Source organism: Nocardiopsis sp. L17-MgMaSL7 (genome assembly GCF_003182025.1).
Lineage (GTDB): Bacteria > Actinomycetota > Actinomycetes > Streptosporangiales > Streptosporangiaceae > Nocardiopsis > Nocardiopsis prasina.
Map to the genome: position 1 here is coordinate 231,634 of NZ_QGTF01000005.1, position 18,462 is coordinate 250,095.

Annotated in this window: 17 protein-coding genes; 9 read left to right on the forward strand and 8 right to left on the reverse strand. The window is 71.5% G+C overall.

Annotation, left to right across the window (positions count from 1 at the left end; translation table 11 throughout):
• Positions 1 to 18 precede the first annotated feature (18 nt).
• Positions 19 to 480 (forward strand): DUF3515 domain-containing protein, encoded by a 462-nt coding sequence (locus BDW27_RS10955; RefSeq protein WP_110049227.1) that lies wholly within the window; start codon positions 19 to 21, stop codon positions 478 to 480.
• Positions 481 to 599: 119 nt separating this feature from the next.
• Here BDW27_RS10955 and BDW27_RS10960 read toward each other — a convergent pair whose 3' ends face one another.
• Positions 600 to 1,373, reverse strand: a complete 774-nt coding sequence (locus tag BDW27_RS10960; protein WP_110049228.1) for a DUF3105 domain-containing protein — start codon at positions 1,371 to 1,373, stop codon at positions 600 to 602.
• Between the two features lie 89 nt (positions 1,374 to 1,462).
• On the opposite strand from BDW27_RS10960, the gene BDW27_RS10965 reads away from it, so the two are divergent.
• The 6 genes from BDW27_RS10965 to BDW27_RS10990 all read left to right on the forward strand — a co-directional run bounded on the left by BDW27_RS10965 (position 1,463) and on the right by BDW27_RS10990 (position 9,493).
• On the forward strand, positions 1,463 to 2,185 hold the full coding sequence (locus BDW27_RS10965; RefSeq protein WP_110049229.1) for a DUF305 domain-containing protein: 723 nt from the start codon (positions 1,463 to 1,465) through the stop codon (positions 2,183 to 2,185).
• Positions 2,186 to 2,420: 235 nt separating this feature from the next.
• Positions 2,421 to 3,866 (forward strand): cytochrome ubiquinol oxidase subunit I, encoded by a 1,446-nt coding sequence (locus BDW27_RS10970; RefSeq protein ID WP_110049230.1) that lies wholly within the window; start codon positions 2,421 to 2,423, stop codon positions 3,864 to 3,866.
• 12 nt (positions 3,867 to 3,878) lie between these two features.
• Entirely contained in the window at positions 3,879 to 4,919 is a 1,041-nt protein-coding gene (cydB, locus tag BDW27_RS10975) for a cytochrome d ubiquinol oxidase subunit II (RefSeq protein ID WP_110049231.1), read from the forward strand.
• 183 nt (positions 4,920 to 5,102) lie between these two features.
• The gene (gene cydD / locus BDW27_RS10980) at positions 5,103 to 6,848 is read left to right on the forward strand and encodes a thiol reductant ABC exporter subunit CydD (RefSeq protein WP_110049232.1); all 1,746 of its coding nucleotides are present in this window, start codon (positions 5,103 to 5,105) and stop codon (positions 6,846 to 6,848) included.
• Positions 6,845 to 8,620 (forward strand): thiol reductant ABC exporter subunit CydC, encoded by a 1,776-nt coding sequence (gene cydC / locus BDW27_RS10985; protein WP_110049233.1) that lies wholly within the window; start codon positions 6,845 to 6,847, stop codon positions 8,618 to 8,620. Before cydD ends, cydC begins: the two co-directional genes overlap by 4 nt.
• A gap of 9 nt (positions 8,621 to 8,629) precedes the next feature.
• On the forward strand, positions 8,630 to 9,493 hold the full coding sequence (locus tag BDW27_RS10990) for an EI24 domain-containing protein (RefSeq protein WP_110049234.1): 864 nt from the start codon (positions 8,630 to 8,632) through the stop codon (positions 9,491 to 9,493).
• Positions 9,494 to 9,565: 72 nt separating this feature from the next.
• Here BDW27_RS10990 and BDW27_RS10995 read toward each other — a convergent pair whose 3' ends face one another.
• From BDW27_RS10995 to BDW27_RS11010, 4 genes are read right to left on the reverse strand one after another with little or no spacing between them, the layout of a single operon-like run.
• A complete protein-coding gene (locus BDW27_RS10995) occupies positions 9,566 to 10,690 on the reverse strand; it encodes a D-alanine--D-alanine ligase family protein (RefSeq protein WP_017545928.1) in 1,125 nt (374 codons plus the stop codon).
• A gap of 59 nt (positions 10,691 to 10,749) precedes the next feature.
• Positions 10,750 to 11,967 carry a PLP-dependent aspartate aminotransferase family protein gene (locus tag BDW27_RS11000; RefSeq protein ID WP_110049235.1) on the reverse strand — a complete coding sequence of 406 codons (1,218 nt, stop codon included), beginning with the start codon at positions 11,965 to 11,967 and terminating at the stop codon, positions 10,750 to 10,752.
• A gap of 11 nt (positions 11,968 to 11,978) precedes the next feature.
• Positions 11,979 to 13,043 carry an NAD(P)H-dependent glycerol-3-phosphate dehydrogenase gene (locus tag BDW27_RS11005; RefSeq protein ID WP_199560614.1) on the reverse strand — a complete coding sequence of 355 codons (1,065 nt, stop codon included), beginning with the start codon at positions 13,041 to 13,043 and terminating at the stop codon, positions 11,979 to 11,981.
• On the reverse strand, positions 13,040 to 13,864 hold the full coding sequence (locus tag BDW27_RS11010; RefSeq protein ID WP_017545925.1) for a 1-acyl-sn-glycerol-3-phosphate acyltransferase: 825 nt from the start codon (positions 13,862 to 13,864) through the stop codon (positions 13,040 to 13,042). Before BDW27_RS11010 ends, BDW27_RS11005 begins: the two co-directional genes overlap by 4 nt.
• A gap of 238 nt (positions 13,865 to 14,102) precedes the next feature.
• Between BDW27_RS11010 and cofC the strand changes: the two genes are divergently transcribed.
• Positions 14,103 to 14,810 (forward strand): 2-phospho-L-lactate guanylyltransferase, encoded by a 708-nt coding sequence (gene cofC, locus BDW27_RS11015; RefSeq protein ID WP_017545924.1) that lies wholly within the window; start codon positions 14,103 to 14,105, stop codon positions 14,808 to 14,810.
• Between the two features lie 44 nt (positions 14,811 to 14,854).
• Here cofC and BDW27_RS11020 read toward each other — a convergent pair whose 3' ends face one another.
• The 3 genes from BDW27_RS11020 to leuC form a co-directional block, all read right to left on the reverse strand.
• Positions 14,855 to 15,136, reverse strand: coding sequence for an HU family DNA-binding protein (locus BDW27_RS11020; RefSeq protein WP_014910144.1), 282 nt, complete (start codon positions 15,134 to 15,136; stop codon positions 14,855 to 14,857).
• A gap of 349 nt (positions 15,137 to 15,485) precedes the next feature.
• Entirely contained in the window at positions 15,486 to 16,082 is a 597-nt protein-coding gene (gene leuD / locus BDW27_RS11025) for a 3-isopropylmalate dehydratase small subunit (protein WP_017545923.1), read from the reverse strand.
• Between the two features lie 28 nt (positions 16,083 to 16,110).
• Positions 16,111 to 17,517: a 3-isopropylmalate dehydratase large subunit gene (gene leuC / locus BDW27_RS11030; RefSeq protein WP_017545922.1), complete on the reverse strand. Its 1,407-nt coding sequence runs from the start codon at positions 17,515 to 17,517 to the stop codon at positions 16,111 to 16,113.
• A 179-nt stretch (positions 17,518 to 17,696) separates the two neighbouring features.
• On the opposite strand from leuC, the gene BDW27_RS11035 reads away from it, so the two are divergent.
• A complete protein-coding gene (locus tag BDW27_RS11035) occupies positions 17,697 to 18,383 on the forward strand; it encodes an IclR family transcriptional regulator (RefSeq protein ID WP_017545921.1) in 687 nt (228 codons plus the stop codon).
• The last annotated feature ends 79 nt before the right edge of the window (positions 18,384 to 18,462 follow it).

The window sequence follows — 18,462 nt, forward strand, 5'->3', positions numbered from 1 at the left end:
GACGGAGCGAGGTTGCCCGTGCCCAAGCGCTACTTCGGAGCGGCCCTTGCCGTCGTCCTGGTGACGGCCGGTTGCGGAGGCCAGACCGTGCAGATGCAACCCCCCGAGACGGACGGTCAGACCGCCGAGGCCTGCGCGGCGCTGGTCGCGGACCTCCCGGACACCCTGCTCGGCGCCGACCGCGCGACGGTCCAGCCCGAGTCGGAGATCATGGCGGCCTGGGGCGACCCGCCCATCGGCCTGCGGTGCGGCGTTCCCCGGCCCTCCTCCCTGGAACTGGACTCGATCCTGGAGGAGGTCAACGGTGTCGCGTGGCTCCCCCAGCCCGAGGACGCTCCCACCGTGTACACGGCGGTCGAGCGCGAGGCCTACGTCGAACTGTCCGTGCCCCCCTCCTACGGTCCGCCCGCCCCGGCTCTGAGCGAGCTGAGCGACCTGATCGCCGAGCACCTGGAAGAGCGGGCCGACAGCCGGCAGTGACCGCGCCCGAGCGGCGCCCGTTCCCCGAGACACGTGTGGGGCCGGAGGCGGGAGGATCGCCTTCGGCCCCGTTCTCGCGTCCTGGGGAGGTGTCGGGGGGTGGGTGGGGCGCCTCGGCCCTACTCTCCGCCCTCTTCGGGTGCCTCGCTGGGCTCGTCGGTGCCCTCGGAGTCGGTGTCCTCGTTCTCCGCGTCCGAGCCGGACTCGTCGCTGTCCGCGCCCTCCAGGGACTCGGCGTCCGCGCCGTCCTCGGCGATCTCGGCCTCGATCTCGGCCGCGGTGAACGAGATGGAGCCGGAGCACGCGGCGCCGGGCTCGGGGACGTCCTGGCCGCGCTCGTAGAACTGGACGTAGCGGGCGAGGTCCTCGTCGTCCGCGCTCTCGGCGGTGATCTGGCGGCCCCAGCTGGAGGCGACGATCGGCGCGGGCATGTCACCCTCGTAGGGGCTGATGACGAGGTAGTCGCCGGGGTTGTAGAAGCCCTGGAGCGCCTCGATCTCCTCCTCGGCGATGTCCGGTTCGTAGGTGATCCAGACCGCGCCGTGCTCCAGGGAGTGGACCGCGAACTCCGGCATCAGCGGTTCGGTGTACACACCACAGTTCTGCCATCTGTTCCAGTGCTGGCCCCCGACCGGCGGGGACTGTTCGTAGTCGACGCGCTGGCCGTCCGGGACGTGGTTGTACTCGTCGATGGCGTACTCCTGCACACCGGCGATGTTGCGGGAGCGGAACTCCATGAAGACCGCGGTTCCCAGCAGACCCAGGACCGCCGCGGAGGCTACGCTGATCCCGGCGATCTTGAGGATCTTGGCGCGGCGTTCCTTCTTACGCTGCTCTTCCCGCAGGGCGGCGGCGCGAGCTCGACGCTCCTCCGCCTTCGTCTTCTTGGCCACTGGGTCTCCTGGGCTGGATGTGGTCGAATGGGACTTTCCTATCCTCTACTTTGTCATCAGAGTGGTGCGATTTGACCAGGGTGGTTCCGATGGGGCATGTGACCGGGGCGGCGGCGAGCGACGCCGACCGTTCCGACGAGGAGTCGTACGAGGACGGGTCGGCCGAGCACGACGAGCACTCGGAGGAGGGCGGCGACTCCGCGCAGCCGACCTCACCCGGACGCTCCGTCCCGCTCTGGATGGCAGTGACGTTGGTCGCCCTCGCGCTGGTCGGGGGGTTCCTCATGGGCCGTCCGTCGTACCCGCTGGACACGAGCGCAGACGCCGGCTTCCTGCGTGACATGAGCACGCACCACGCCCAGGCCGTGGACATGTCGCTGGTCGTCATGGAGCGCACCGACGACGTCGAGCTGCACACGATCGCCACGGACATGGCGCGGACCCAGCAGGCGCAGATCGGGATCATGCAGGGCTGGCTGAGTTCCTGGGGGCTCAACGCCCGCGCCTCGGAACCGCCGATGACCTGGATGGCCGACCACGACCACGGCGGTGGTGAGGGCGAGGTCCCCGGGACCATGCCGGGGTGGGCCACGGAGGAGCAGCTGGTGCGGCTCGCCGACGCCGAGGGCGAGGAGGCCGAGATCCTCTTCCTGGAGCTGATGATCGCCCACCACCTCGGCGGGATCGAGATGGCCGAGGCCGAGGTGGAGCTCGGCAACGAGGAACTGGTCACCACCTTCGCCCAGGGGATGGTCGACGCCCAGCAGTCCGAGGTGGACAACATGGAACGACTGCTGGAGCTGCGGGGGTAGCCCCTCCTCCACACGACGGCCCTGACCCCGTTCCGCACCAGGGCCACGAAGACGCGATCACGACGGCGCGCCCCGAACCGGGGGCGCGCCGTCGTGTTGCCCGGGGGCTGTCCCGGTGGGTCACCCCGCCCGCTGACCTGACGTGTCCTGTCTCTCAGGGGGGTCCACCCACGTACGACAAGCAGTAGCACTACAGTTTGTAGTACTACCGGCGGTCGGTAACTGAGAGGCGGGCATGGAAGCTCTAGACCTTGCGAGGTGGCAGTTCGGCGTCACCACGATCTACCACTTCCTCTTCGTCCCCCTGACGATCGGGCTCTCGTTCATCGTGGCCGTGCTCCAGACCTTCTGGTACCGCACCGGAAGACACGAGTACCTCCAGGCCACCCAGTTCTTCGGGAAGCTGTTCCTGATCAACTTCGCCATGGGCGTGGTCACCGGGATCGTGCAGGAGTTCCAGTTCGGCATGAACTGGAGCGAGTACTCGCGCTTCGTCGGGGACGTCTTCGGGGCGCCTCTGGCGATGGAGGCCCTGCTGGCCTTCTTCCTGGAGTCCACCTTCATCGGCCTGTGGATCTTCGGCTGGCACCGGCTCCCGCGCGGCATCCACCTGGCCTGCATCTGGGTGGTCGCCGTCGGCACCAACCTCTCCGCGTACTTCATCCTGGCCGCCAACGCCTGGATGCGCCGCCCCGTCGGCTACGAGGTCAACCCGGAGAACGGCCGCGCCGAGCTGAACGACATCTGGGCCGTGCTCAGCAACGACCAGGCCTGGTCCACGTACCTGCACACCGTCTCGGCCGCCTTCGTCACCGCCGGGCTCTTCGTGGTGGCCGTCAGCGCCTTCAAGCTGTGGCGCCACACCCGGCACGACGACACCGGCGAGGTCGGTGTCACCCCGCCCAAGCGCGACCTCGCGCTCTTCCGCTCCACCCTGAAGGTCGGTCTGGTCTTCACCCTCATGGCCGGTGCGCTCACGTTCGTCTCCGGCGACCACCAGGCCAAGCTCGCCGCCGAGTACGAACCCATGAAGCTCGCCGCCGCCGAGGCCCTGTGGGAGACCGAGGAGGGCGCGCCCTTCTCCACGTTCGCGGTCGGCGACACCGAGGCGCGGTACAACCCGATCGACGTCGGCGTCCCCAACATCCTGAGCTTCCTGGCCACCGGACACTTCGACGGCGAGGTGCACGGGATGAACAACCTCCAGGAGGCCTACGAGGAGTTCTACGGGCCGGGGGACTACATCCCCAACGTGTTCGTCGTGTACTGGGCCTTCCGGCTGATGATGGGCTTCGGGATCTTCGGCGTGGCCGTGGCCGCCCTGGGGCTGTGGCTCACCCGGGGACGGAAGCGGCTGCCGAGGACCCGGTGGTTCTACTACGCCGCGATCGCGGCCCTGCCCGCCGCCCTGTTCGCCAACATCTTCGGCTGGGTGCTCACCGAGATGGGCCGCCAGCCCTGGACCGTCCACGGTGAACTCCTCACCGCGAACAGCGTCTCCCCCGGGGTCAGCCTCGGGACGGTGGCCATGAGCCTCGGGATCTTCACCGCCGTGTACGGGCTGCTGTTCGTCATCGAGGTCGGCCTGCTGTGGAAGTACGTCAAGAAGGGCCCCGCACACCTCGTCCCGGATCTGGAGAACGACGAGGACGAGTCCCAGATCCCCCACTTCAGCTACTAGGAGCCAACGACCATGGAACTGGCCGTCATCTGGTTCGTCGCCATCGCCGTCCTGTGGATCGGGTACTTCGTCCTGGAGGGATTCGACTTCGGAGTGGGCACCCTGCTGCCCTTCATGGGCAGGCGCAACTCCGTGGACCGCCGGGTCGCCATCAACTCGATCGGCCCGGTCTGGGACGCCAACGAGGTGTGGCTGCTCACGGCGGGCGGCGCCATGTTCGCCGCCTTCCCCGCCTGGTACGCGTCCCTGTTCAGCGGGTTCTACGTACCGCTGTTCCTGATCCTCATCGCGCTCATCCTGCGCGGCGTGGCCTTCGAGTACCGGGGCAAGCGCGACGACCCGCGCTGGCAGGACTGGTGGGACCGGGCCATCTTCTTCGGCAGCTCCGTCCCCGCCTTCCTGTGGGGCGTGGCCTTCGCGAACATCGTCCGGGGCGTGGCGATGGACTCCGACCACATCGTCACCGCGTCCCTGCTGGACCTGCTCAACCCGTACGCCCTGCTCGGGGGGCTGACGACGCTGTCGCTGTTCACCCTGCACGGCGCCGTGTTCCTGACCCTCAAGACCGACGGGCCGGTGAGGGTCCGCGCCCGCCGCGCCACCCTGGTCACCGCCTGCGTGGCCGTGCCCGCGGGAGCCGTGTTCCTGCTGTGGACCCAGTTGGCCTACGGCAAGCCGTGGACGCTGCCGCTCGTGCTGATCGCCGCCCTGGCCCTGGTGGCCGGAGTGGTCGCGGCCTGGTACCGCCGTGAGGGCTGGTCGTTCCTGGCCACCGCGGTGACCATCCTGACCGCAGTGACCGCGCTGTTCGGGTCGCTGTTCCCGGACGTGCTCCCGTCCACCACCGACGCGGCCTTCAGCCTCACCGTCGAGAACGCCTCGTCCGCCGACTACACGCTCACCGTGATGTCGTGGGTGGCCCTGGTGTTCCTGCCGCTGGTGATCGGCTACCAGTCCTGGAGCTACTGGGTCTTCCGCAAGCGGGTCACCGGCGAGCAGATCGGCGGCCCCATCACCACACCGACCGGGAACGAACCGGAACGGGCCACCTGACCGGCCGCGTTCCCCAGCGCCGTACCCTCCCCCCTCCGCATCGCCCCGGAGGGCGGGGTACGGCGCGACCGGCGACCTCCCTGGATACTGGTCCGGACCGCACAGAATCCCGCGTCCCCGACTCATCCGCCCCATCGGCCTCACCGCTCCGGCCGGGCCCCGACGCCACGAGGTTCCACGCACATGAAACCGCTCGACCCACGTCTGGTGCGCACCGCGGGCGCGGTCCGGACGCACCTGGCCGTCACCGTGGTCAGCGGCGTGCTGATCACCGGCCTCATCCTCGCCCAGGCCTGGCTGCTGGCCCGGGTCATCACGGGGGTGTGGGCCGGTGAGGGCATGGACGTACTGGGCTGGATGATCGCCGCCGTGGCCGCGGTGGCGATCATCCGCGCCCTGCTGTCCTATCTCGCCGAGGCGTCCGCCCTGCACAGCGCCGCACGCACGAAGTCGCAGCTGCGGCGCCAACTGGTCTCCCACGTGACCGGATCGGGCAGGGTGTGGCTGGCCGAGGGCGGCGACCGGGAGGACGGCTCGCCCCGGGCCGGGGAACTCGTCACCCTCGCCACCCGCGGCCTGGACGCCCTCGACGAGTACTTCTCCCGGTACCTGCCCCAACTCGTCCTGGCCTGCATCGTGCCGTTCGCGGTGCTGGCGGTCGTGTTCTGGGCGGACTGGATCTCCGGGATCGTCATCCTGGTGACCCTGCCGCTCATCCCGATCTTCATGGCGCTGATCGGTATGCACACCCAGCAGCGCACCGAGCGCCAGTGGCGGCTGCTGAGCCGGTTGGGCGGGCACTTCCTCGACGTGGTGGAGGGACTGCCGACCCTGGCGGTCTTCCGCCGCGCCAAGGCGCAGGCCGCCCTCATCCGGAGGGTCGGCGACGACCACCGGGCCGCGACCATGGGGACGCTGCGGATCGCGTTCCTGTCGGCCTTCGCCCTGGAGTTGCTGGCCACCCTGGCGGTCGCGCTGGTCGCGGTCGAGGTGGGACTGCGCCTGCTCGGCGGGCACATGGACTACCAGACCGCCCTCCTGGTCCTGATCCTCGCGCCCGAGGCCTACCTGCCGCTGCGAGAGGTGGGCGCCCGGTTCCACGCGAGCATGGAGGGCGTGGCCGCCGCCGACCAGGTCTTCACCGAACTCGACCGCGAGCGCGGGACGGGTGGTCGGGTCGGCGACGGCGAGGAGCGGCGGGCCCCGGCACCGACCGGGGTCCCCGCAGCCGCCGCCTCGGGTGACATCCGCTTCGAGGGGGTGGGTCTGCTCTACCCGGGCCGTGAGGTGCCCGCCCTGGCCGGGCTGGACCTGACCGTCCGCTCCGGTGAGCACCTGCTGCTCACCGGGCCCAGCGGCTCGGGCAAGACCACCCTGCTGTCCCTCCTGCTGCGGCTCGGAGAACCCACGGAGGGGCGGATCAGCGTGCGGGCTCCCGGCGGGCGGTGGACCCCGATGGACGAGGTGCCCGCCGACGACTGGCGTCTGGGCGTCGCCTGGGTGCCCCAGCACCCCTACCTGTTCGACGTGTCCGTCGCCGACAACATCCGGCTGGGCGCACCCGACGCCGACATGGACCGGGTGCGGGAGGCGGCGCGGATGGCCGAGGCCGACGCGTTCGTGTCCGCCCTCCCCGAGGGGTACGGGACCCGGCTGGGCGAACGGGGCGCGCGCCTGTCCGCCGGGCAGCGGCAGCGAATCGCCCTGGCCCGGGCGATGTGCCGGGACGCGCCGCTGGTGCTGCTGGACGAGCCCACCGCGCACCTGGACCCCGAGAACGCCGGGGCCGTGCGCACCGCGGTGGCCCGCCTGTTGGAGGGGCGTACCGCCGTGATCGTCGCCCACGACACCGGGTGGGCCGAGTCCGCGCTCGGCGCGAACCTCAGGACCACCGCGCTTCCGCTGCCGACCCGGGAGGCCCGCCGATGAGCGCCGAGACGACCGCCGCCACCGACCCGCGGGAGGTCGGAGAGCGGGAACGGCGCCGGGACCCCCTGCGCCGGATGATCGGACTGGCCCGGCCCCGGAGCGCGCGGTTCGCTCTGGGCGTGCTGCTCGGCGCCGCCGCCACCGGTTCGGGCGTGGCCCTGCTGGGCGTGGCCGCCTGGATGCTGGCCACCGCGGCCAACCACCCCTCCATCACCGCGCTGAGCGTCGCCGTGGTCGCCACCCGGGCGCTGGGCGTGAGCAAGGGCGTGACCCGCTACCTGGAGCGCCTGGTCACCCACGACGCGGCTTTCCGAACCCTGGCCGAGGTGCGGGTCCGGGTGTACGAGCGGCTGGCCCGGACCGAGCCGTTCGGGCGCTTCCGCGCCGGCGACCTGGTGTCGCGCCTGGTCAACGACACCGAGGCCACCCTCGACCTACTGGTGCGCGGGCTGACGCCGCCCTTGGTGTCGGTGGTCACCGGTGGTGCCACGGTGCTGGTCCTGACCGTGGTGTACGTCCCCGGGGGCCTGCTGCTGGCGGCGGGGCTGCTGCTCGCCGGGCTCGCGGTTCCGCTGGCCGCCGCCGCACTGGGCCGCGGGCCGGGACGGCGGGAGGCCCGGGCGCGCGGAGGCCTCTCCACGACCCTGGTGGACACCCTCCAGGGCGCCCCGGACCTGGTCGCCTACGGGGCGATGGAGCGTCAGGTGGCCCGGGTGAACGAGGCCGACGCCGAGCTCACGCGGGTGGCCCGGCGCGACGCCGCGACCCTCGGACTGAGCGCCGGGGCCAACGCCCTGATCACCGGGCTGACCGTGTGGGGCGCCCTGTTCCTGGGCGTGCTGGCCGTGGACGACGGGATGATCGGCCCGACGGCGCTGGCGGTGCTGGTGCTGACCACGCTGGCCGCCTTCGAGATCGTGGCCCCGCTGCCCGCCGTCGCGGCGCGGCTGGGCTCGATCCGGGCCAGCGGCGAGCGGCTGCTCGGTGTCCTCGACACGCCGCCCGGGGTCGCGCCGCCCACGCGGGAGGGGTGGGAGATCGACCCGGCGGCCGACGCCACCGTGCGGGTGCGCGGCCTGCGCGTGCGGTACGGCCCCGAGGAACCGTGGGCGCTGGACGGGGTGGACCTGGAGATCCCCGCCGGGGCGACGGTGGCGGTGGTGGGCCCGAGCGGCGCGGGCAAGAGCACGCTCGCCTCCGTGTTGCTGCGCTTCATGGACCCGGACGGCGGCCGCGTGGAGATCGGCGGCGTGGACATCACCGACTACCCGGCCGACGAGGTCCGCCGTGTGGTCTCCGGGGTTCCGCAGGACCCGCACGTGTTCGCCTCCACGCTCCGGGAGAACCTGCGGCTGGCCAGGCCGGAGGCCGGGGACGACGAACTGTGGGCGGCGCTCCGTGGGGCGCGCCTGGCCGGTGAGGTCGAGGCGATGCCCAAGGGGCTGGACACCCAGGTGGGTTCGCACGGCACGGGGCTGAGCGGCGGGATGCGGCAGCGGCTGGCGCTGGCGCGGGCCGTGCTCGCCGCACCGCGCGTGCTCGTGCTGGACGAGCCGACCGCGCACCTGGACCCGGACACCCGCGACGCGGTGGTGGCCGACCTGCTCGACGCCGCCGAGGGGTTCTCCACCCTGCTCATCACCCATGACCTCACCGGCCTGGACCGGGTGGACCGCGTCTACGTGGTCCGCGACGGCCGGGTGCTCCAGTCGGGGACCCACGAGGAGCTGCTCGCACGGCCTGGGTGGTACCGGTCGGTCTGGGAGCGCTAGTGTTCGCCCGTGAATCCCGTACGTGAGGTCTTCGGTGGTTTCGGCGTTCTGCTGCGCGGTCTGGCGATCGTGCTCCGCAGACCACGCCTGTTCCTGTTGGGCGCGCTGCCCGCCCTGATCACGTCGCTGCTGTTCCTGGCGGCGCTGGTCACGTTGGCGGTGAACCTGACGGACCTGGTGGCGTGGGCGACGCCCTTCGCCCGGGAGTGGGACACCGTCTGGCAGGGCCTGCTGCGCGGCGCCCTGTCCGTGGGTCTGCTCGCCGGGGCGGTCCTGGTCATGGTGGTGGCGTTCACGACGGTCACCCTGGGCCTGGGCGCGCCGATCTACGACAAGATCGCCGAGCTGGTCGAACAGGAGCTGGGCGGGGCGCCGGAGGCCCCGGAGGAGTCCCTGGCCGCCGGGCTGGTCCGCTCGATCCGCCAGTCCGTGGGGATCGTGCTGGTCTCCCTCCTGGTGACCGTGGGCGCGTTCCTGCTGGGACTGATCCCGCTGGTGGGCTGGATGATCGGACCGGTGCTGACCGCCGTGATGGGCGGGTGGCTGCTGGGCGTGGAGCTCACCGCGAGCGCCTTCGACCGCCGTGGTCTGCTCCTGGTCCGCGACCGCCGCCACTTCATGGGCACCCGGCGCTGGCGCGTGCTGGGCTTCGCGGTCCCCACGTACTTCCTGCTGGCGATCCCTTTCGTCGCCGTGGCGGTGTTCCCCGCGGCGACGGCTGGCGGCACCATCCTCGCGCGTGAGCTGCTGCCCGCCACGCCCCAGGGCTCCCAGCCTCCCCAGGACCCGCGCACTCCTCCGCACCCCCACTCGCCCCCGCCCGAGCAGCCGCAGGGACCCCAGGGGGCGCCTCAGCCCCCGGGACACCCCTGACGGCCCCCGTGAACGCCGGAGGGGGCGGGCGACCCACCGGTCGCCCGCCCCCTCCTCCGTGTCTCCGTGCGGTCAGCGCAGACCGGGGCTGCGGCGCAGCGCCGTGGTGATCATGCGTTCCACGAGCGCGGCGTAGTCCAGGCCGGTGGCGCCCCACATCTGCGGGAAGGCCGACGACGGCGTGAAGCCGGGCATCGTGTTGAGCTCGTTGACGAGGATCCGCCCGTCCTCGGTGTAGAAGAAGTCCACCCGGGCCAGGCCCTCGCAGCCCATGGCCTCGAAGACGTCGGCGGCCATCGCGCGCAGACGGGCGGTGGCCTCCTCCGGGATCTCGGCGGGGATGGTCAGGCCGCTGGTGGACAGGTACTTGGCCTCGAAGTCGTAGAAGTCGAAGCCCTCCGCCACGTGCACCTCGGCGGGGAAGGAGACGTCGGGGGTGCCGCCGTCCTCGGACTCCAGCACGCCGCACTCGATCTCGCGGCCGATGACCTGTGCCTCCACCAGCACCTTGGGGTCGTGCTCGCGGGCGGCCTCGACGGCGGCGATCACGGCGTCGGTGTCCGAGGCGTCGCTCACCTTGCTGATGCCGACGCTGCTCCCGGCACGGGCGGGCTTGACGAACACCGTCCGGCCCAGCTCCGCGACGTCGTCCAAGACCTTCTTGCGCTCGGTCCGCCAGCTGCGCTCGGTGATGGCGACGTAGTCGCTGGTGGGGATGGAGTTGCCGACCAGCAGGGCCTTCATGAAGACCTTGTCCATGGCGGCGGCGCTGGAGAACACCCCGGCGCCCGCGTAGCGCACACCCATCATCTCGAAGAGACCCTGGATGGTGCCGTCCTCGCCGAAGGGCCCGTGCAGCAGCGGCAGGACCACGTCGACCTCGGCCAGCCGCTGCGTGCCCTCGTTGGGGCTGACGGTCATGAGCTGACCCGCCGCGTCGAAGGGCAGCGCGATCTCGACGCCCTCCTCCGAGACGGTCGGCAGGGCCTTGGTCGCCGCGTCGATGCGCAGGCTCTCGGGGTCGCCGGAGGTCAGGACCCAGTTGCCGGTGGGCGTGATCCCCACCGGGACGACCTCGTAACGGTCCTGGTCGATGACGGACAGGACGCTGCCCGCCGTGACGCAGGAGATCTCGTGCTCGGAACTACGACCGCCGAAGACGACGGCGACCCGAATCTTGCGCTGCTCGGACGACATGCTGCCTGACCCTATCTCGCCTGCTGATGAATCCGGTACGGGCGAAAACCGCCCGTGTGTCACTTTCCCCCGTCGAGCGCCGCGAGGGCGTCCTCGATGAGGTCCTGGGGGTCCTCCAGGCCGATGGAGAACCGCACCGCGCCCGGCGAGACACCGGCTGCCGCCAGCTCGGCCCCGCTCATGTTCCGGTGCGAGGTCGAGGCCACGTGCCCGGCCAGCGTGTGCGTGCCGCCGAGGGAGGCGGCGATGGTGGCCACCCTCAGCCGGTCGGCGAAGGCCATGCCCTCGTCCCGGCCGCCACGCGGGTGGACGGTGACCACGGCGCCGTGGCGGCCCTGGTCGAAGAGCTTCCCCGCGAGCGCGTGGCCGGGGTGCGAGGGCAGCGACGGGTGGTCGACCCGCTCCACGAGGGGGTGCCCCTCCAGGGCGGCGGCGAAGGCGGCCGCGGTCGCGCACTGGCGCTCGACCCGCAGCGGCAGGGTCTCCAGGCCACGGTGCAGCAGGTAGGCCTCGTCCGGGGCCAGGCACGGCCCGAGGTCGATCCGGGCCGAGCGGACGCGGTCGATGAGGTCGGGCGCGGCCACCGCCACGCCGCCGGTGGTGTCGCTGTGGCCGCCCAGGTACTTGGTGGCCGAGTGCACGACGACGTCCGCGCCGAACTCCAGCGGGCGGCAGACCGCCGGGGAGGCGAACGTGGAGTCCACCACCAGGGCGGCGCCCACCTCGCGCGCGATCCGTGCCAGCCCGGGGAGGTCGGAGACGGTCATGGACGGGTTGGACAGGGTCTCGGTGAACACCACCCGGGTCTCGGGGGTGACCGCCGCCTCGACGGCGTCCAGGTCGGTGATGTCCACGAAGTCCGTGCGGACACCGAACCGGCGCATCAGCCGGTCCAGCAGCGAGTACGTGTTGCCGTAGATCGAGCGGGAGGCCACCACGTGCGCGCCCGACTCGGTGAGGGCGAGCAGCACGGTGCTGATGGCCGCCATCCCGGAGGCGAAGGCCTGGCCGCGCACCCGGTCCGGGAGCCCCGCGCCCTCCAGCGCCGCGACCGCGTCCGCGAAGGCGTCCACGGTGGGGCTGTCGATGCGGGCGTAGGAGTAGCCGTCGCGCGTACCGGCCAGCACGTCGGCGAACCCCTGCGAGGTGTCGAACGCGTAGGTGGTGGCTCGGTGGACGGGCATCCGCATGGGGCGCTCGGTGGGGACCGGGGCCGCCGGGGCCCGGACCGCCCGCGTATGCTCCCCCGCGCTCCCAGGACCGGGTGTGTGTGTCATCGTGCTCGCTCTCAGACCCCGTAGCGTTCCGGCTTGGTGCTGCGTGACATGAACGCCAGCAGCGCCTGGGCCGGACTCATGTCGTGGTGCATCATCTTGACGACGGACTCGGTGATCGGCATGTCGACCCCGTGGGTCCACCCGAGTTCCAGGATCGACTCGGAGGACTTGACCCCCTCGGCCGTCTGCCTGGTCTCGGCGATGACCTGTTCGAGGGTCTTGCCCGCGCCCAGTTTCTCACCGAAGGTCCGGTTCCGCGACAGCGGGGACGAGCATGTCGCCACGAGGTCACCCATCCCGGCCAGTCCGGACAGGGTGTGCTCGTCGGCGCCGAGGGTGACCGCCAGCCGGGTGGTCTCGGCCAGGCCCCGGGTGATCAGCGACGCCTTGGTGTTGTCACCGAACCCCATGCCCTCGGCGACGCCCACGGCCAGGCCGATCACGTTCTTCATCGCGCCGCCGATCTCCACGCCCACCAGGTCGGTGCTGGTGTACGGCCGGAAGTACGCGGACTTGCACAGCCCCTGGAGCAGGACGGCCGTCTCCTCGTGCGGGCACGCCACCACGGCGGTGGCGGGCTGGCGCTCGATGATCTCGCGGGCCAGGTTGGGACCGGACACCACGGCGATCCGCTCCCGGGGCAGATCCAGGACCTCACCGACCACCTGGCTCATCCGCATGAGGGTGCCGAGCTCGACGCCCTTCATGAGGCTGACCACCACGGCGTCCTCGGCGATGTGCTCGCGCCAGGCGGCCAGGTTCTGCCGCAGGGTCTGCGAGGGGACGGCCAGCACCACGACCCGGGCGCCGGTCAGCGCCTCGGCCGGGTCCGTGGTGGCACGCAGCCCCCCGTTGAGCGTGATCCCGGGGAAGTACTCCGGGTTCTCCGAGGACTCGTTGATCGCGTCGACGACCTCGGCCCGGCGCCCCCACAGGACCACCTCGGCCACGGGACCCTCGCCGTTCTTGCGCGCGAGGTCCGCGGCGTCGGCGACGATGTTGGCGAACGTGGTCCCCCAGGACCCGCTGCCCAGAACCGCGACCTTCACGTTGTCAGCGCTCATCTGGTCGGTCATGCCCCCGTGCTGTTCTTCCCGTTGTCAGTGTCGGCGTCGGCGCTCCGGGCGTCCTCCGGCTCCTCGGTCCCGCGCTCCGCGCGCCGGGCCTCGGCCTCCTGCTGGCGGGCCTTCCGGAAGTCGAAGGGCTCGGCGGGCGGCTGTTCGCCGCGGATCTCGGCCTGGAGCGCGGTGATGTCGGCCATGATCGCCCGGGTGGCGCCGTCCAGGACGGTCGCGGTGAGCGGCTTGTCCTGGAAGGCGGACAGGTCCACCGCCGGACCGGCGTGGAACTGGATGCGCTTGCGCGGGGGCAGCAGGCGCGGCTTCTTCTCACCGTAGGGAAGGATGTTCTGCTCGCCCCAGTGCGCGACGGGGATGACCGGGACCCCGGTGGTCAGGGCCAGCCGGGCCACGCCGTTCCTGGCGGTCATCGGCCAGAGTTCGGGGTCGCGGGTGCAGGTGCCCTCCGGGTAGAAGATCACCGACGAGCCGTCCTGGACCAGCGCCTTCTCGGCCTCGCCCAGCGCCTTGACCGCGTCGGCGCTGCCGCGCTTGATCGGGATCTGGCCGGTGCTCCTGGCCACCGAGCGGACCACGGGGATCTTCATGACCCCGTCCTTCATCGTGAAGGTCGGCCAGCGGCGGGCACCGATGTAGAGGAAGTGCGCGACCGTCAGGGGATCGGTCACCGACAGGTGGTTGGCGGCGATGATCACGCCGCCCTGGGCGGGCACGTGCTCGGTGCCCTTCCACTCGGGCTTGGTCACGAACCACAGGACGAACCGGACGATGCGGGACACGACCCACTTGACCCATCGCGATTCTCGTTGCTTGGCCACGGGGGACTCCTCACTTCTCGCTCCCGGCCCGGTCCGGACCACGGAAGCTCAACCGACTCAGTCTAGGACGTGTCCCGAAGTTCCGGGTTACGCCGTTTCCGGCCCGGACGGACACGCCCAGGGCGCCCGCGCCGCGCCGTACCCCGAAGGCCTACCCTCGTCACTGTCGTGGCCGTATCAACGTCCCGGGGGAACCGTGACCGGCTTTGGAGAGCGCGACGGGGCCCCGCGCGCCGGGGTGCGCTGGTCCCTGATCGTCCCAGTCAAGCACCTCGGCATGGCCAAGACACGACTGGCCCGGGCCGCCGGGGAGCGGCGGGAGGAGCTGGCGCTCGCGATCGCCTGCGACACGGTGGCCGCCGCGCGGACGTGCGCGGCGACGGCGGCGGTCTTCGCGGTGACCGAGGACCCCCGTGCGCGCGCCGAACTGTCGGAGCTGGGCGCGGTGGTGGTCGGCGGTGAGCCGGGCGGGGGGCTGAACCCCGCCTTGGAGCACGGAGCGCGTATCGCGGCCGGGAGACTGCCGGGATTCGGTGTGTGCGCGCTCTCCGCCGACCTGCCCGCGCTGAGGGCGGAGGAGCTGGAGCGGGTCCTGGCGGCCGCCTCCGGCCACGAACGGTCGTTCCTGGCTGACACACCCGGTGTGGGGACCACCCTGCTCGCCGCGGCGCCCGGCAGACTGCTGGCCCCGGCCTTCGAAGGGGCCTCACGCGCGCGCCACCTGGCCGGTGGGGCCCGGGAACTGTCCGTCCCGGGAGTGGAGTCGGTCCGGCGGGACGTGGACACCCCCGAGGACCTGGCGGCCGCCTCCGCGATGGGTGTGGGCCCCCGCACCCGCGCCCTGCTGGACCTCGCGCCGGTGGTCTCCCCCGACGCGGCCCGGCGTCGCCCCGGTCCCGAGGACGGTGGCCCGCACCCCGGACAGCACTCCGCCCGGGTCCCCTGACGGGAACCCGGGCGGGTACGCCTCTCCGCCTGACGGCGGCGAGACTACTTCTTGTCGCCGTTGACGAGCGCCTTGAAGTCAGCGCCAGCGCGGAACTTCGGAACGAAGCTCGCGGGGACGTTGATCGTGGCGCCAGTGGCGGGGTTGCGGGCGGTACGAGCCGCACGCTCGGACTTCTCGAAAACGCCGAAGCCCGTGATGGCGACCTTGTCGCCCGACGCCACGGTGGCCTGAATGGTCTCAAGCACAGCGTTGACCGCTTCGGTCGCGGTCTTCTTGTCTCCGAGACGGTCGGAGATCGCGTCGATCAGGTCACGCTTGTTCATAAGGTTCCTCCGGTTCCCCCTTGCTCGCACGAAATTAGGGGAAGCAGAGGCCCTTACACAAATACAAACGCCCACGGGCAAGGCGTGTCGGGGCCCTTCCGACCTGCGAGGTCACCCTCCGCGACGGATGTTGAGCAAGGGGAGGGGGTGGTGAACCAGCCCCTTTTGCCCCCTTCTGTGGGCCTCAAAAGCCTACGTATAACCGGATTCCGGGCTCCGGGCGCGCCGCGCTTAAGGACACAAAGACCGTAAGCGAACGCTCACGTCAAGTAAAGGTAAAATTATTCGGGACCGGGGGTGCGCTGAGTCACAGCGACCCCCGATCCCGTGTCGGAGAGGCGTTCCGGAACTAGAGCGTGACGGGCTTCCAGGGCTCCCGCGTGGTCTCGAACTCACCGATCTCGTCCGTGTGACGGAGGGTCAGGGCGATGTCGTCCAGACCCTCCAGCAGACGCCAGCGGGTGTAGTCGTCGAGCTCGAACGGCTCCCGCACGTCCGCCCCCGGGGCGCGCACCTCACGCGCCACCAGGTCCACCGTGACCTCGGTGGCGGGGTCGGCCTCAACGGCCGCCCACAGCCGGTCGATGACCTCCTGCGGCAGCAGGACGGTCAGCAGGCCGCCCTTGAGCGAGTTGCCCCGGAAGATGTCCGCGAAGCGCGAGGACAGCACGGTCTTGAAGCCGTAGTCCTGGAGCGCCCACACGGCGTGCTCACGGGAGGAGCCGGTACCGAAGTCCGGCCCGGTCACCAGGACGGACGCACCCTCGTACTCGGGGCGGTTGAGCACGAAGTCCGGGTCGGACTTGCGCCACTCGGCGAACAGGCCGTCCTCGAACCCCGTGCGGCTGACCCGCTTGAGGTAGACGGCGGGGATGATCTGGTCGGTGTCGACGTTGCTGGCGCGCAGCGGGACGGCCCGACCGGTGTGGACGTCGAACTTCTCCATGGGAGGACTCTCCTGACGGGGTCGGGGACTACTGCGGGTCCAGGTCGGCGGGCGAGGACAGGGTGCCGCGCACCGCGGTGGCCGCGGCGACCTGCGGCGACACGAGGTGGGTGCGGCCGCCCCGGCCCTGGCGCCCCTCGAAATTGCGGTTGGAGGTGGAGGCGCTGCGCTCACCGGGCTTGAGCTGGTCCGGGTTCATGCCCAGGCACATCGAGCAGCCCGCCTCGCGCCACTCGGCGCCCGCGTCCAGGAAGACCTGCCCCAGGCCCTCCTCGTTGGCCTGCTCCTTGACCCGCATGGAACCGGGCACGACGAGCATCCGGACGCCGTCGGCGACCCTGCGTCCGCGCACGATCTCGGCGGCCGCGCGCAGGTCCTCGATTCGGCCGTTCGTGCACGAGCCGAGGAAGACCGTGTCCACGCTCACCTCACGCATCGGCGTCCCGGCCTTGAGGTCCATGTACTTCAGGGCCTTCTCGGCGGAAGCGCGCGCGGAGGGGTCCTCGTAGGACGCGGGGTCGGGCACCTCGGCGTCCAGCGGCACGCCCTGACCCGGGTTGGTGCCCCAGGTGACGAACGGGCTGAGCTCGTCGGCGTCCAGGACCACCTCGGCGTCGAACTCCGCGCCCTCGTCGGTGCGCAGGCTCTTCCAGTGCTCGACGGCGGCGTCGAAGTCCGCGCCCTGGGGCGCGTGCGGGCGGCCCTGGACGTAGTCGAAGGTGGTCTGGTCCGGAGCGATCATCCCGGCACGGGCGCCCGCCTCGATGGACATGTTGCACACCGTCATGCGCGCTTCCATGGACAGGGCCTCGATGGCCTCGCCCCGGTACTCGATGACGTAGCCCTGACCGCCGCCGGTGCCGATCTTCGCGATCACGGCGAGGATGATGTCCTTGGCGGACACCCCGGGCCGGAGCGTGCCGTTGACGGTGACGGCCATCGTCCTGAACGGCTGCATCGGCAGGGTCTGGGTGGCCAGGACGTGCTCGACCTGGCTGGTGCCGATACCGAAGGCCAGGGCGCCGAACGCGCCGTGGGTGCTGGTGTGGCTGTCGCCGCAGACCACGGTCATGCCCGGCTGGGTGAGACCGAGCTGGGGACCGACCACGTGCACGACGCCCTGGTCGATGTCGCCCATGGGGTGCAGGCGCACCCCGAAGTCGGAGCAGTTCTTGCGCAGGGTCTCGACCTGCTTGCGGGAGACCGGGTCGGCGATGGGGGCCAGGAGGTCCATCGTCGGGACGTTGTGGTCCTCGGTCGCGATGGTCAGGTCCGGGCGGCGCACGCCTCGACCCGCCAGTCGCAGACCCTCGAAGGCCTGCGGACTGGTCACCTCGTGGACGAGGTGGAGGTCGATGTAGAGCAGGTCCGGCTCGCCGTCGGCACGCCGGACGACGTGCTCCTCCCAGACCTTCTCGGCCATCGTGCGTGCCATGGGCGATCGCCCCTCTCGTGTGTCGCGTCTCGTGCTCGCCTCGTCACGGGGTGCTTCGCCAGGGCCGCTGGCCTCGCGCACGGATGTGCGGCCGACTTGCATTCCATATTTCGAGACGGCAATATCAAGCCATGGACAACTCTAGCTCATCCAGCGGTGTCGGTGTCCTGGACAAGACGATGTCCGTCCTCGACGCTTTGGAGTCGGGGCCCGCGTCGCTGGCCCAGCTGGTCCAGATCACCGGTCTGGCCCGCCCCACCGCCCACCGTCTCGCCGTCGCCCTGGAACGGCACCGCATGGTCACCAGGGACAGCCAGGGCAGGTTCGTGCTCGGGCCGCGCCTGGGAGAGCTGTCGATCGCCACCGGCGAGGACCGCCTGCTCGCCGTGGCCGCACCGGTCCTGGTCCAGCTGCGCGACCTGACCGGCGAGAGCGCCCAGCTCTACCGCCGCCAGGGCGACCTGCGCGTGTGCGTGGCCGCCTCCGAACGCAGCAGCGGCCTGCGCGACACCGTCCCCGTCGGCAGCGAACTGCCCATGAACGCCGGTTCGGCCGCCCAGGTCCTGCTGGCCTGGGAGGACTCCGACCGCATCCGCCGCTCGCTCGTGGGGGCCCGCTTCACCGCCGCCAGCCTCGCCCAGGTGCGGCGCCGCCGCTGGGCCCAGAGCGTCGCCGAGCGCGAGCAGGGCGTGGCCTCGGTCTCCGCCCCGGTGTCCGGACCCGGTGGTCGCGTGATCGCGGCGGTGTCGGTCTCCGGCCCCATAGAGCGCCTGACCCGGTCCCCCGGCCGCATCCACTCGCAGGCCGTGGTCTCCGCCGCCGAGAAGATCAGCGAGTCGCTGCACACCTACGAGGGCTCGCACTAGCGGACTCCGGACACCTCGCCCCGCACCACGCCCTCCCGGACCGGAGGCCCCGTCCGCCCCTCCCCCGCACCCCAGGAAC

What these genes read in the sequence shown, in the direction of transcription:
- BDW27_RS10965 (WP_110049229.1), top strand. Translation starts at nt 1,463, where the DNA reads ATGGGGCATGTGACCGGGGCGGCGGCGAGCGACGCCGACCGTTCCGAC.
- BDW27_RS10970 (WP_110049230.1), top strand. Translation starts at nt 2,421, where the DNA reads ATGGAAGCTCTAGACCTTGCGAGGTGGCAGTTCGGCGTCACCACGATC.
- cydB (WP_110049231.1), top strand. Translation starts at nt 3,879, where the DNA reads ATGGAACTGGCCGTCATCTGGTTCGTCGCCATCGCCGTCCTGTGGATC.
- cydD (WP_110049232.1), top strand. Translation starts at nt 5,103, where the DNA reads ATGAAACCGCTCGACCCACGTCTGGTGCGCACCGCGGGCGCGGTCCGG.
- cydC (WP_110049233.1), top strand. Translation starts at nt 6,845, where the DNA reads ATGAGCGCCGAGACGACCGCCGCCACCGACCCGCGGGAGGTCGGAGAG.
- BDW27_RS10995 (WP_017545928.1), bottom strand. Translation starts at nt 10,690, where the DNA reads ATGTCGTCCGAGCAGCGCAAGATTCGGGTCGCCGTCGTCTTCGGCGGT.
- BDW27_RS11000 (WP_110049235.1), bottom strand. Translation starts at nt 11,967, where the DNA reads ATGACACACACACCCGGTCCTGGGAGCGCGGGGGAGCATACGCGGGCG.
- BDW27_RS11005 (WP_199560614.1), bottom strand. Translation starts at nt 13,043, where the DNA reads ATGACCGACCAGATGAGCGCTGACAACGTGAAGGTCGCGGTTCTGGGC.
- BDW27_RS11020 (WP_014910144.1), bottom strand. Translation starts at nt 15,136, where the DNA reads ATGAACAAGCGTGACCTGATCGACGCGATCTCCGACCGTCTCGGAGAC.
- leuD (WP_017545923.1), bottom strand. Translation starts at nt 16,082, where the DNA reads ATGGAGAAGTTCGACGTCCACACCGGTCGGGCCGTCCCGCTGCGCGCC.
- leuC (WP_017545922.1), bottom strand. Translation starts at nt 17,517, where the DNA reads ATGGCACGCACGATGGCCGAGAAGGTCTGGGAGGAGCACGTCGTCCGG.
- BDW27_RS11035 (WP_017545921.1), top strand. Translation starts at nt 17,697, where the DNA reads ATGTCCGTCCTCGACGCTTTGGAGTCGGGGCCCGCGTCGCTGGCCCAG.